This window comes from Pedobacter sp. T50_32 (genome assembly GCF_057652195.1).
Genome location: NZ_JBYFBY010000002.1, coordinates 410,746 through 423,800 on the forward strand (window position 1 = coordinate 410,746; position 13,055 = coordinate 423,800).

At 35.7% G+C, this 13,055-nt stretch carries 10 protein-coding genes; 6 read left to right on the forward strand and 4 right to left on the reverse strand.

Going from position 1 to position 13,055, the window contains the following annotated elements:
• Nucleotides 1–8: 8 nt before the first annotated feature.
• Genes AC23ME_RS07145 through AC23ME_RS07155 form a run of 3 tightly spaced genes read right to left on the reverse strand, consistent with a single transcriptional unit; the run spans nucleotide 9 to nucleotide 4,917 of the window.
• The gene (locus AC23ME_RS07145) at nucleotides 9–3,281 is read right to left on the reverse strand and encodes a SusC/RagA family TonB-linked outer membrane protein (protein ID WP_487727069.1); all 3,273 of its coding nucleotides are present in this window, start codon (nucleotides 3,279–3,281) and stop codon (nucleotides 9–11) included.
• A 19-nt stretch (nucleotides 3,282–3,300) separates the two neighbouring features.
• A complete protein-coding gene (locus AC23ME_RS07150; protein ID WP_487727070.1) occupies nucleotides 3,301–4,305 on the reverse strand; it encodes a FecR family protein in 1,005 nt (334 codons plus the stop codon).
• A 57-nt stretch (nucleotides 4,306–4,362) separates the two neighbouring features.
• Nucleotides 4,363–4,917, reverse strand: coding sequence for an RNA polymerase sigma factor (locus AC23ME_RS07155; RefSeq protein WP_487727071.1), 555 nt, complete (start codon nucleotides 4,915–4,917; stop codon nucleotides 4,363–4,365).
• Between the two features lie 199 nt (nucleotides 4,918–5,116).
• Here AC23ME_RS07155 and AC23ME_RS07160 point away from each other — a divergent pair, with 199 nt between their 5' ends.
• The 3 genes from AC23ME_RS07160 to AC23ME_RS07170 all read left to right on the forward strand — a co-directional run bounded on the left by AC23ME_RS07160 (nucleotide 5,117) and on the right by AC23ME_RS07170 (nucleotide 9,288).
• The gene (locus AC23ME_RS07160; RefSeq protein WP_487727072.1) at nucleotides 5,117–6,601 is read left to right on the forward strand and encodes a calcineurin-like phosphoesterase C-terminal domain-containing protein; all 1,485 of its coding nucleotides are present in this window, start codon (nucleotides 5,117–5,119) and stop codon (nucleotides 6,599–6,601) included.
• A gap of 176 nt (nucleotides 6,602–6,777) precedes the next feature.
• The gene (locus AC23ME_RS07165) at nucleotides 6,778–8,643 is read left to right on the forward strand and encodes a sensor histidine kinase (RefSeq protein WP_487727073.1); all 1,866 of its coding nucleotides are present in this window, start codon (nucleotides 6,778–6,780) and stop codon (nucleotides 8,641–8,643) included.
• Nucleotides 8,644–9,288, forward strand: a complete 645-nt coding sequence (locus AC23ME_RS07170; protein ID WP_487727074.1) for a response regulator — start codon at nucleotides 8,644–8,646, stop codon at nucleotides 9,286–9,288.
• Between the two features lie 24 nt (nucleotides 9,289–9,312).
• On the opposite strand, the gene AC23ME_RS07175 is transcribed toward AC23ME_RS07170, so the two are convergent.
• A complete protein-coding gene (locus AC23ME_RS07175) occupies nucleotides 9,313–10,497 on the reverse strand; it encodes a proline dehydrogenase family protein (protein ID WP_487727075.1) in 1,185 nt (394 codons plus the stop codon).
• 91 nt (nucleotides 10,498–10,588) lie between these two features.
• Here AC23ME_RS07175 and AC23ME_RS07180 point away from each other — a divergent pair, with 91 nt between their 5' ends.
• The 3 genes from AC23ME_RS07180 (at nucleotide 10,589) to AC23ME_RS07190 (ending at nucleotide 13,052) form a co-directional block, all read left to right on the forward strand.
• Complete coding sequence (locus AC23ME_RS07180; protein WP_487727076.1) at nucleotides 10,589–10,795, forward strand: RNA-binding S4 domain-containing protein; 207 nt, start codon at nucleotides 10,589–10,591, stop codon at nucleotides 10,793–10,795.
• Nucleotides 10,795–11,853, forward strand: coding sequence for a 3-dehydroquinate synthase (aroB, locus tag AC23ME_RS07185; RefSeq protein WP_487727077.1), 1,059 nt, complete (start codon nucleotides 10,795–10,797; stop codon nucleotides 11,851–11,853). The genes AC23ME_RS07180 and aroB overlap by 1 nt, the downstream gene beginning before the upstream one ends.
• A 365-nt stretch (nucleotides 11,854–12,218) precedes the next feature.
• The gene (locus tag AC23ME_RS07190; protein ID WP_487727078.1) at nucleotides 12,219–13,052 is read left to right on the forward strand and encodes a prephenate dehydratase; all 834 of its coding nucleotides are present in this window, start codon (nucleotides 12,219–12,221) and stop codon (nucleotides 13,050–13,052) included.
• Nucleotides 13,053–13,055: the final 3 nt, after the last annotated feature.

The following is a 13,055-nucleotide window of genomic DNA, read 5'->3' on the forward strand; positions in this document are numbered from 1 at the left end:
AATATGTATTAAAATGTAAGGTTTACTCCAGCAGAATATGATGCCTGCGCTGGTACTCCTCCGAATGAATTGGCGTAGGTATTTAATTTAATTGTTTCGTACTCGCCGTTACCTAAATTATTTCTTTTACTTGTTCTATATGGTGTCCACATAGCAACATTATCAGCCATTACATAAACTACTGCTCGTTTTAAAAAGCCTTTCTTCACAAAGTTATCGGGCAACTTATATTCTAAACTGATGTTTTTTAACTGAATATTAGATCGATCTAATAAGTACCTTGTTGAAGTTCTGTTAGAACTTGTTGAAACTGCAGATAATCTTGGATTCACAGATAAGTCCCCAGCATATCTCCAATGGTCTAATAAATCGGATGACATATTAGTACTTAGGATATTTAAGCCATCATGACCAGCCTCATTTAATAATGACGACAATGCTAATCCACCTTGCGTATAAAGTAATAAGAAGGATAAATTAAAGCCTTTATAAGAAACCAAGTTTGTAACACCTCCAAAAAAATCCGGATTTGGACGACCAATCACAACTCTATTATTAAGGTCAAACAGCTTGGTAATATTGTTATTAGCGTCGTACCACATTGGATCACCAGTACTTGGATCAACACCTGCCCAACGCACCAAATAAATAGCTCTTGTATCGCCACCAACTTGCATAATTGACGTTAGATTTGATTGACCTACATCTGTTGCTAGTGACAATACTTTATTTCTATTGAAAGAAAGGTTGAAATTTGTTGTCCAACTGAAACTTCCATTTTCAATATTTGTAGTTCTTACTATAGCCTCGAAACCAGTATTTCTTAATCTTCCATTGTTTCGATATACAGAGCGCTGCCCCGTAGTTAGCGAAACAGTTGCGTCGCTAATCAAATCGTTCGTAACATCTCTGTAATACTCTAAACCTACATTAATGCGATTAAATAAGGTTAGATCTAAACCTGTATTGAATTTATAGGTTGTTTCCCATTTTAAAGCATTATTCCTACCTCTAGACATGGTAGCACCTACAACGTTACCATATGCATCTGTTTCATTAAAAGTATATATGCCTTTGGCGTAATTGCCATTAAATCTTCCATTTCCTGTGGTACCGTAAGACACTTTAAATTTTAAAAAGTTAATGTCTTCCGGAACATTGTTCTTCCAAAACTCTTCATTAGAAACTGTCCAAGCACCGCCCACAGCATAAAAATTCGCCCATTTTACGTCTTGTCCAAAGTCAGAGTCACCATCTCGTCTAAAGCTAAAACTTACGTTGTATTTATCTTTCCAAAGGTAAGACAGTCGTCCAAAACTAGACAGGGTGCCATTCTCATTGGTATTTCCTGAACTTCTGGTATTAGCTGATATAGCCATTGATAATTCTCTAACATAGTCATTAGGAAAATTGAATGCGCTAGCACGAATAAAAGAACTATTACTTTTATTTGCTTCAAAACCCAATAAGGTGCTTAGCTCGCCATCAAACAATTTTTTGGTATAATTTAAGGTACCATTTGAAGTCCAATTATACATCCTAGCTTGATTTTTGTACAAATAACCATTACCGTCTTTTCCTGTTAAATTTTGCATCGACGAGTATCTTAATTCGTTAATGGAAGAAAAATCAACCCCCGAACGAGTAGTAAAATCTAACCCAGGCATAATTCGAAAAGTAGCTTGTATCTGCGAAAATGCCTGCAAAGCAGACTGGTCATTGTCGTTTTGATAAGCCTCTGCCAAAGAAGGGAATAAACGAACACCCAAATTATCATATAAGGCATAACTACCATCAGCGTTATAAGGTGATCTTATCGGTAACTCCGAGTAATAATTACTTCCAACACCCCACATATTGTTACTGTTGTAAGATCCACCAAAAACAAAATTGAAAGATAATCTTTTACTTACGTCTGTATTGATTTGAGAACGCAAGCTATAACGTTGGGTTTTGTTAGTGATACTTGTTAATTTTTGATCATAAAAACCTCCCGAGATATAATAATTTGTGCTTTGGTTAGAACCAGATAGCGATAAGTTATGTGTGTTAATTCGGCCTTCTGTGTAATAAGTATCTAGCCAATTTGTAGATACGTTACCATAATCTGCAATTCTATTATCCAGTCCCATTTCATTTACAACCCTTCTGTATTGATCTCCATTAAGTACATTGAAGGTATTATGCGGGGCGATCTTATCAATAGTGGTACGATATGTGTATTTTACAATTGGTGTTCCATTTCCTTTTTTTGTGCGGACTAGAATTACACCACCAGAACCACTTGCACCATAAATTGCAGTGGCACTAGCGTCTTTTAAAACCGTAATCGACTCGATGTCTTCTGGATTGATATAAGTTAACGGACTGATACTTGTTTCTGGACCTGCGATAGAATTTGTAGTTCCACCAGTGTTTACTGGTATACCATCCAACACCCACAGCGGTTCGTTAGACATTACGCCATAAGGAGCAGACGACTCGCCACGTATACGCGTACTAAATCTTGGTCTAGGAGAACCATTATTCTGATCTTGCGTATTGAACTCGAGTCCCGGCACCAAACCTTCCAACAAAGCATCTATACGCAACGCTGGGCGTTTTTCAAGATCTTTCGCTGTAACTGTGTAGGCACTTCCAATCTGGTTCTCTTTGGTCTCTTTAATCCCGTAGGCTGATATCACCACTTCGCCCAAAGTTCCTGGTAGCTCCTGTAATACAACATCTATTCTGGTAGCCGCGTTTACAGTCATTTCCTTTTTCTCGTAGCCGAGATATGACATCACTAACGTAACAGTCCCACTAATTTTCAGAGAAAATTGTCCTTTAAAATCTGTAGTAGTCCCCTTGTTGGTTCCTTTAATCTGTACCGAGACACCATTAAGAGTGAAAGGAACATCGTTATCAGGGCTCTTTAGCTTCACTATACCACTAATGGTTACTTCTTGCTGTGCAGTGTTATTACCTTTTGCGTATAGCGTTACCGTTTTATCAACTAACTTATAATTTACGTTGATTTTAGATGCTAAAAGCTTAACTGTTTCTTCAAAACTTAAATTATCAAAATTGACACTTAAATTTTTGTTACTATTAAGTAGCTCGTTGTCATAGATAAAATAATAGTTAGATTGTTTTTCCAACGATTCTATAATCGTCTTCAGCGATTTGTTTTGAGCATTTAGGTCTATCCGTTGCAGGTTATGTGCACTTGCCCAACTAGGGAAACAAAAGCACACCAACACTAGGAATGACATTAACAGTCTGGTTAATAGTTTGTTCATGGTTTATTTATTATTATAATTATTTTACTACTACTACATTATTCTCTAAAACGATTTGTTGGTTAGACACTAGGCTAAGCATACTCAACACCTCGTAAATGCTTGCATTAGCCCCTATTTTTCCAGAAATATGCTTATCCGAAGCAGGAACATTTGAAGTTTTTACATTATACCATTTTGATATTTTATCTAGTATTTCAGCGAGTGTCTCATCTTCAAATGCAAAAACTTGTGCTCTCCACAAGAGGTTATTTTCCTTAAAAGTTTCTGGCAGAATTTCACCATCATTAAGGGTAATCACCTCACCGGCAGTAAGTATGGCCTTATTTTCTTTTTGACTTATGGTCGAAACTTTTCCCTCCACCAATGTCAAAGTTTCCTTTTGGTTAGGGTAAGATTTTAAATTGAATTTTGTACCCAGCACTCTCACTGTCTGCTGCGCTGTTTCAACGATAAAAGGTCGGGTGCTATCTTTGGCAACCTCGAAAAATGCTTCGCCAACAAGTTTCACCCTTCTTTCACTTTCGCTGAAATTTAATTTCTCAAGAGACGAAGCAGCATTTACCCAAACCTTACTCCCATCTTCTAGCGTGATGTTCAGTATTTCTGCGTTTGCAGAACGAACAGCAGTGATTTTGTTGTCAGCGTAATTTATCTTTCCTTCACTTTCTAAAGATGAACGCATACTTTGATCACTTGATGTAAGCACACTTAATTTAGGACCACTATAGATGACATTATTATCCTTTTTTGTACTGAAATAATAAACACCAACTGTGATGACAACGAGCGCTGCAGCAGCAGAAACAATACGTTTCGAATACAACCGCAGATTGTTTCTTTTCAGTTTGCTGTCTATTTTTTTACTGATGTTGTTTTTAACAGCTTCCATTGAGTTACCAGCGAAGATCGTTTCGTCTTCGTCTGAATCGTACCATTTGTTAATTATTTCAAAATCATCTGGCTTCGACTGATTAGTAAAAACTCTACTGATAGCTTGTTTGATTGGATCTGTTAACTTCATATTTCTAGTCTTGCTTACTTACAGTACAGCAATTAGAGAAATACGCACGCTTGAAGACTAAAAAAAATAAAAAAAACTGGAAAGGTAGCTTCGCAACACTTTTAAAGCCTTCGAAAGTTGGTTTTCAACCGTTCTTTTAGAAATATTCATCAGCTCTGCAATTTCATCATTTGATAAATGATCCTGACGAGAAGACTTGAATATCAACCGACATTGTTTTGGCAACTCTTCTACTTTATCAAAAAGATGTTGTTTCAGCATTTTTTCTTCAATGGCATCTTCAATAGATCGCTCCATTAGTTTAATATCATCAGGATATTCTTCTAGGTACTGCGTACGGTTGTGCTTATAGATGGCACGTAAAATTGCATACTTGGTGGCTTTAGCTAAATATGCCTCCAAATTTTCGATAGATCTCGGATTTTTATGGTTTAAAAGACTTAAAAATACGTCTTGAACGCAATCTTCGGCCATAGCCTGATCTCGACATTTATGAAAAGCTATGGCAAATAAAATCTTCCAATACTTGTCGTACAATTTGGAGAATTTATTTTTGTCATTTCTTAGGTCAGATAAGAAGTTCTTATCGTCATTTGAATCATTTAAGTTCAAGTGCTTTTCATTTTAAACAAATATACCTATTTTTCAAATCATAAAAAATCCACTAATTTGTTAAATTAATTATAAATATACCCACCCTTTTATTTGACAATTACACCTTTTGATAACCACAATTAAAAATTTATTTCTAAAAACTATTATTGAGTAGAAAGCCAAACTATTATCTTCGCCTCCATTCTCAGTATATTTTATGAAAAATAGAATAGTAATAATTTCCCTGATCATTTCTTTATTTACACTTATTCAATTACCTCAGAGCGGGTATGCGTTTGATAAAGTTATCATCGTTAAAGGTCAAGTTTTTAATGATGCCAACAGTAACGGCATTTGCGATCGTAAAGAAAAAGGGCTTAAAGATATTTTAATTTCGAACGGAACAGATATCGTTAAAACAGATAAAAATGGCTTGTACTATATCAAAGCAAATATTGGCGAATCAATTTTTCCAATCTTACCATCAGAGTATACATGGAGTAAGTCGACAACAAAGGTTGTAAATGCAAACTTCCTTTATCTAGATCCAAACCGTAAAGATGTAAAGGATACGATTTCATGGCAAATACCAATCCTTAAAAGTGAAGTACCTAAATCATTTAACGTTGGCGCTATTGGAGACATTCAAGTAGATAATGCTGAAGAGCTAAGCTATGCCGCAAAAAGCATTTTTTCCGAATTAAACAATAGGAACGATATTCATTTTAACTTGATGCTTGGCGATTTGGTTAACGATAAAGTTAGCCTACTGCCAGTTATGCGTGAAATGATGGATCAGTTACCTTCATCATCTTGGACGTTAGTCGGCAATCACGATAGAAACGTTGATCATCCAATGTTTATGAATGATGCTTTCAATAGGGTAAACGGAGCTGATAATTATTCTTTTAATTACGGAAAAACACATTTCATCGTTTTAAATAACGTTTTTGCCACAGATAAAAAGAGTTACGAAGGAAGAATTAACGATAAACAATTACAGTTTTTGCGAAATGATTTGTCGTACGTTTCAAAAGAAAAAACAATTGTTATTAGTCAACATATCCCTATGGTTGCTACTAAAAACAACAAAGAAGTGTTAGACTTGGTTAAAGATTATGCAAACGTTTTGATACTCTCTGGACATACCCATACCGTTAGTAGGCATTTTTTTAAACATCCAAATATTCAAGAACTGGGGGCTGGTGCAACTTGTGGAAATTGGTGGCGGGGAGAGAAAGATACAGACGGAATACCCAGCGCTTTAATGCAATGTGGTACTCCAAGAGGTTATTTTGTTGTAAATTTTGAGGACGACAAATACAGCTTTCGTTTCAAAGGAGTTGGTTTAGACGACAACAAACAAATGGCTCTTACCACGGATAGCAATCGAATAATAGTAAATGTATTTGGTGCAGGAGATAGCACTGATGTTTCTATTAAAATTGATGATGCGGAATGGGTGAAAATGAACCGTAAAAAAGACGTTGATCCAACGGTTTTAAACATTATAGAACTTAATCACGCAAAAGTATATCCTACCAAAGGGAACACACTTAACCCGCTGCGTAAACGAAATTCTTCGCATTTATGGGAGGTTGCGAGGCAAAAAACCTCATCGCCAAAAACATCAGTAGTATTAATTAAAGCACAAGATCGATTTGGTTTAAATGTTGAAGAAAAATTCTTATTGTACCAATAATCCTAATTTAACGAAACCCCATATTTTTAAACCAAGTTCCCCTTCAACAAACTGACTATCAACACACTTTAAAAAAAACACTCTTACTACTTAATCTCTTTACACGCCAATTCAGTTTCTTGTAACTTATCAGAATAGCTATAAATGGCTATATTTAAACATTTATAGCTATTTGCATGGTTTCGCATTTTAAATTTCTACTTCTGATTTTATTAGTGCATCCAATTTTTCTATTCGGAAAAATGGACGTGCAACCTAATGTGAAGTTTGGCTTATTTGAAGATGCCACCGCTAACTTAAGCATCGCAAAAGTTCAAGAATTATACCTACGGCAACAATTTAAATCGGTTAGTCGGCCAAGTTTTAACCCAGGTTATACAGAATCGATCTTCTGGCTCGCTGTAGAAACAAAAGATTTAAATGCCACTACCGAATGGTTATTGGCTATAGATAATCCACATATCAATATTTTAGAGTGGTATGAGATAAGTGATAACAACGCAAGACTGCTTTACCAGACTGGAGATTTTTTTCCATTTAAGCAACGTCCCTTTCCAGAATTTACCAATTTCGCTATACCATTACTCAAAAGCGATGGCTATTTCCTGCTAAAAGTAGACAAACGCAAAGAAAGTTTACAAGCACCAATGCGAGTATTGAGCTACAAAGAACTTTCTGGCATTTATATCAAAGGTAACCTCATCAACGGTTTGTTATCTGGAACCATTATCTTGATGATTTTTTTCAGTCTTGTGTTATGGGCAAGTACGCATAAAAAGTTATATCTGTTTTACGGTCTATATATTGGCGCATTATTATTGTGGATCTGGAGTAATAAAGGTTTAGGCTTCGAATATTTATGGTCAAACAGTAGCTTTTTCCCAAGTAGAGCACGACCTGTTAGTTTGCTGCTTACCATTATTTTCAATATCCAATTCATGCAGCTTTTTATCGGGCAAACAAAGAGCAGCTACTTCTTTTATCCAAACAAAGTTCTACAGGTTCTCAGTATCATTTTCTTAGTATTGATTTTAGCTCCAACCAATTACCAAACATCTCTAATTACTTTTAAGCATACGCAAACCCTACTAATTATCATTGCAAGCATACAACATCTACTCATATTAGTTAGTGCCATCGAAAAAATATTAAAAGGTGTTAACGAAGCCAAATTTCACCTAGCCGCAACATTGGTACTATATATATCTGGTTTAGCTGAACAGTTGTATATGTATGGAACTGTAATGCTTGACTATTACGTGGCACAGTTTGCGCTTTTGGGAGGTTTGGTAGTAGAAGCTGCTATACTTCTGTACGGCTTGGCACAAAAATTTAATCGATACCGCAAAGAGAGGTTGACACTCCTATTTGAAAAAAATCAGCAACAGAAGATATTAACTGATACGATTGTAAAAGTTCAAGAAAAAGAGCGCAGGATATTTGCAGATAGATTACATGATGAAATTGGCGCTATGCTTTCTGTAGTTGGTTTACATTTAAATTCACTTAAGAAAACCAGACAACATTTAATTGAAGGCGAAGATGATAAGCTAGGAAAAGCAGATGAAATGCTCTCACAAGTAGCTGATACAGTACGAACCATGAGTCATCAGATTAGTCCCGTAACGATAGAAAAATTGGGTTTCGTTAATGCTTTAGAAAGTTTAATTCAGAATATAAATAAAACGGAAAAACTGTATATTGAGTTCGTATGTATTGGTTTTGAACAAGCTAATCAGTACAATCCGAACTTTCTGAACAGCATTTATCGCATTGTGCAGGAACTTTTGCAGAATATGATTAAACATTCGGAAGCTACAAATGGCATTATCCAGTTGATTGCGCATGAGGATATCATTGTAATTATGGCAGAAGATAATGGATTGGGGCTAACAAAAGAAAGAATGGAAAACCCCGTAGGCTCGGGAATGAGCAGTATTTTTTCTAAAGTCGACTATCTACAAGGCAAAATTGAAATTGAGACACCTGGCAACGGCACTTTGATTAGCATTGAACTGCCAAACCAAAACATGACAACGTAAATGAACAGCATTAATATCTATATTGCAGACGACCACCAATTGCTAATAGACGGTTTAATATCCGCTTTAAGCGAATATCCTTATATCAACATTATTGGTTCGGCCAATGATGGCAAAAAAGTACTTAATGATATCTTTTTAAATAAACCTGATGTGCTAATATTGGACTTGAATATGCCACAAATAGACGGACTTCAAGTAATAGAGCATGTGAAACAACAATACAGAAACATCAAAATTTTAGTGTTATCTAATTATAATGCAGCTCATATCATTAAAGAAGTGCAGCAAAAAGGCGCAGATGGTTATATCTTGAAAAACGGTTCTATTTCTGAACTTGTAACGGGCATAAATGCAGTTTATAACGGTCTACAATTTTTTGAAGCTGATCATCAACTTAATTCTCCTAAGGAAGGCGGTTATTTTATGGATGATTTTATGAAAGAATATCTGCTTACCAAACGTGAATATGACATCTTGCTTTTAATGGCAAAAGGTCAATCGAGTATAGAAATTGGGGAAAATTTATTCATTAGCGCTGCCACTGTAAGCACACATAGAAGAAACATCCTGAAAAAATTAGGATTAAAAAGAACTTCGGAAATTATGAGCTTAGCACTTGCTAAGGGCTGGTTAAAGGAGTAGCTTAGTAACCACGCCCTCCGTTAATTATATCCCCCTCCTAGCCTTTTCTCTGCTAATCAAAGAAAGCTCTCTACCAGTTTGACCAGCTACAGAAGTGTTTTCTTGTGCTCTTCTAAATAAGTAAGGCATTACAGCTTTAATTGGCCCATAAGGAACATATTTAGCAACATTATAACCTGAGTTTGAAAGATTAAAACTCAAATTATCGCTCATTCCTAACAATTGTGCAAAGTAAACATGAGGATGGTTGTGTGCAATTGCTTTTTCGTCAATCAACTCTGTTAACAAGCGACTGCTTTCTTCATTGTGCGTACCGCAAACAAATCCAATTCTATCAATATTTTCTACGCAGAAACGTAGAGAAAGGTTGTAATCTCTATCAGTAGCGGCTTTATCTGGCTGTATTGGCGATGGATATCCTTTTTCTTCGGCACGTTTACGCTCCTTTTCCATATACGCACCACGAACCAATTTCGCTCCAAGAATGAAACCAGCTTCTTTTGCAATTAGGTAGTCAGCTTCTAAACCTGCCAACTTATCATGGCGGTAGATTTGGTAAGTATTAAATACAATAAGTTGCTCCTTATTGAACTTCATCATCATTTCTATAGCCAGCAAGTCAATCGTGTCTTGTATCCAAGTTTCTTCGGCATCTATCATCACAGGCACTTTTCTATCAAATGCAGTACGACAGATTTTCTCGCAGCGTTGCTTTACTCTTTCAAATTCTGCGGCCTCAGTATCGGTCAATTCTTGCCTAGCATCTAATTTCTCTAGCAATGCAAATCGGCCTATGCCTGTTACCTTAAAAACCGTAATCGGAATTCTAACATCACCATCTGCACGCTCAATTGTTCTGATAATTTCTTCGCAAGTAAAATCAAAAATGTGTTCCTCATCCTCGCCTTCTACCGAATAATCTAAGATAGTTCCAACTTTTCCTTGATGTAACTGCTCAATAGTGTGCTCACATTCTACAATGGTTTCGCCACCACAAAACTGTTTAAAGATCGTTGCTTTAATGGCTCCTTGTATCGGTAAACCAATATTTAGCATGAAATTGGCGACTGGCGGCCCAACCTTGGTCAGAAAATTACTGCCAATCATTTTAAAAAGCCAATATGCCTGTTTTAATTCGCCGTTAGATTTATGTCTAAAAGCTACCTCAGTATTATTGAAGTCTATTTTTTGCTTGGGAAAAGCATCCATTTTTATATAAGTTAGTCAGAACGCTGCAAAAATATAAATAACTAGGCTACCAAGCACGAAAGACTTTCAAATAATTGTAAATTGCACCGTCATGATACAATTTAAACTAGAAGGGGAATTTATCCCATTAATTGCATTGTTAAAAGCTACTGCACTTGTTCAAAGTGGCGGCGAAGCACAATCTATTGTTGAAGAAGGACTTGTGAAAGTAAACGGAGTAATCGAAGAACGGAAACGCTTAAAAGTACGTGTGGGCGACAAAGTTGAATTTTTAAGCCAAACCATAGAAGTAATTTAATGGAAGCTTTAAAAAACAATGACCATTTCATCCATTTTGAAAGTGGATTAGCACCATTAAACGATATTTTAGCGGCGAAGAAATACAGTAAAGTGTTTGTATTTGCAGACTCTACAACGGCAGAAATTTGCTTACCTGTTTTCAGGGATTTCTTGCCGGAGCTAGAAGATTTCGATATTATTGAAACTGACCCCGGGGAAGAAAATAAGAACATCGATTTTTGTATTGGCATTTGGAAAACCTTGTTGGATTTTGAAGCAGACCGTAAATGTTTGATGATAAATCTTGGTGGCGGCGTAATTACTGATATGGGTGGTTTTGTTGCGTCTACGTACAAACGCGGCATCGATTTTATCAATATTCCTACTACGTTACTTTCTCAAGTTGATGCTTCTGTGGGCGGAAAAACGGGTATCGACATTGATAATGTGAAGAATATGGTGGGTACTTTTAGCTTACCACAAGCGGTATTTATAGAAACTGCCTTTTTGCAAACTTTGCCACAACGAGAATTATTATCGGGCTTTGCCGAGATGATTAAACACGGCTTAATTGCTGATGCAACCTATTATCAAGAACTAAAAGATAGCGATTATAACAATATCAGCGCAGCCGCTATTTATCACTCTGTAAAGATTAAAAATGAAGTAGTATTAACAGACCCTTTTGAAAAAGGCTTGCGCAAGATATTAAACTACGGTCATACCATCGGCCATGCCGTAGAAGGTTATGCCTTGGTAAATGATAAAAAACCTTTAACACATGGTCAGGCAATTGCCATTGGAATGATTTGTGAAGCTTATTTATCAGCGAAATATTGCAACTTGTCTCAAGATGAATTAACTGAAATTGCCAGCTATATTCTTTCATTGTATCCAAAATACGACATTAAACCTAAGAGTTTTAAAGATTTGATGGTATTGATGCAGAGCGATAAGAAAAATGAAGACGGTTTTATCATGTTCTCATTGCTAGAAAGAATTGGCAAATGTACTTTCAACTGTAAAGTAACTGAAGAGGATATTTTTGATAGTTTGACGTATTATAACAATTTGTAGAAAAGAAAGCCACAGATACACAGATTTTAAGAAAGTTAAATCTTAAGTCTTATTATTGATAGAATATTATCTGTGCATCTATGGGATAGAAACAAAGCAACAAATACCGTTTCGTTATTCGGTTCAAAAACATCAAAATTAAATTCTGTGAAAATTATTTCCACTTAACTATTGACAAATTAAATTTGTTAATGTACATTTGACACCAGAAGACAAAAAATGAATTTTAACACTACATATTGGTTTGGTTACTTTTACTACTACAGTGAGAGCCAGGGCTAGTATGCAGAAAAATATATAAAAATATTAAAATGTGTAAAAAGGTCCTGGCTAAAAAGTCAGGACCTTTTTTTGTTTAACAAATTATGAAGACAAAACCAAGGGTAGCTATACAAGGTATAAAGGCATCGTTTCACGAAGAAGCTGCTTTTAAATACTTTGGCAAAGAGATAGAAACGATTGAATGTAACTCGTTTAAAGAAACTTGCGACAGGCTTGAAACTGATGAAGCTGACTTTGTAGTAATGGCTATAGAGAATTCTATTGCTGGCAGTTTGCTACCTAACTACACCTTAATTCGCGATTATGGCTTTTCTGTTGTTGGCGAGGTTTACATTGCTATCCGTTTACACTTAATGGCATTGCCAGGAGTTAAATTCGAAGATTTAAAGACGGTAACTTCCCACCCTATCGCTATTCGCCAGTGTGTGGATTTCTTTTACGACTTCCCAAACATCAACATTGTTGAAGGAAACGATACCGCCGCTTGTGCTAAAAAAATACAAGAAAGCCAGTTGAAAGATACCGCTGCAGTAGCAAATACCTTAGCTGCAGAATTGTACGGATTAAACATTTTAGAACGTAGCGTTGAGTCTAACAAAAAGAATTTCACCCGTTTCTTGATATTGAAAAAAGACAGAACAGACGAAGAAAAACAAATAAACAAAGCTTCTATCTGCTTCCAAGTTGGGCACAAAGCAGGTTCTTTAGCTAAAGTGCTTAACATATTTGCAGAACAAGAGGTTGTTTTAACCAAAATACAATCTATGCCTGTATTAGGCAAAAGAGACCAATATTATTTCTATGTAGACTTAGAATGGTCGGAAACAGAAAAGTACGACCAAGCTATTAGACAAGCATTAAAATACACTACTAATTTCAATATGCTTGGCGAATATCAAAAGAATGATAAGGTTTAAATA

Bases quoted from the DNA above. Each gene is read 5' to 3' on its own strand.
- AC23ME_RS07175 (WP_487727075.1), bottom strand. From the start codon at position 10,497: ATGGATGCTTTTCCCAAGCAAAAAATAGACTTCAATAATACTGAGGTA.
- AC23ME_RS07170 (WP_487727074.1), top strand. From the start codon at position 8,644: ATGAACAGCATTAATATCTATATTGCAGACGACCACCAATTGCTAATA.
- AC23ME_RS07180 (WP_487727076.1), top strand. From the start codon at position 10,589: ATGATACAATTTAAACTAGAAGGGGAATTTATCCCATTAATTGCATTG.
- AC23ME_RS07150 (WP_487727070.1), bottom strand. From the start codon at position 4,305: ATGAAGTTAACAGATCCAATCAAACAAGCTATCAGTAGAGTTTTTACT.
- AC23ME_RS07190 (WP_487727078.1), top strand. From the start codon at position 12,219: ATGAAGACAAAACCAAGGGTAGCTATACAAGGTATAAAGGCATCGTTT.
- aroB (WP_487727077.1), top strand. From the start codon at position 10,795: ATGGAAGCTTTAAAAAACAATGACCATTTCATCCATTTTGAAAGTGGA.
- AC23ME_RS07145 (WP_487727069.1), bottom strand. From the start codon at position 3,281: ATGAACAAACTATTAACCAGACTGTTAATGTCATTCCTAGTGTTGGTG.
- AC23ME_RS07160 (WP_487727072.1), top strand. From the start codon at position 5,117: ATGAAAAATAGAATAGTAATAATTTCCCTGATCATTTCTTTATTTACA.
- AC23ME_RS07165 (WP_487727073.1), top strand. From the start codon at position 6,778: ATGGTTTCGCATTTTAAATTTCTACTTCTGATTTTATTAGTGCATCCA.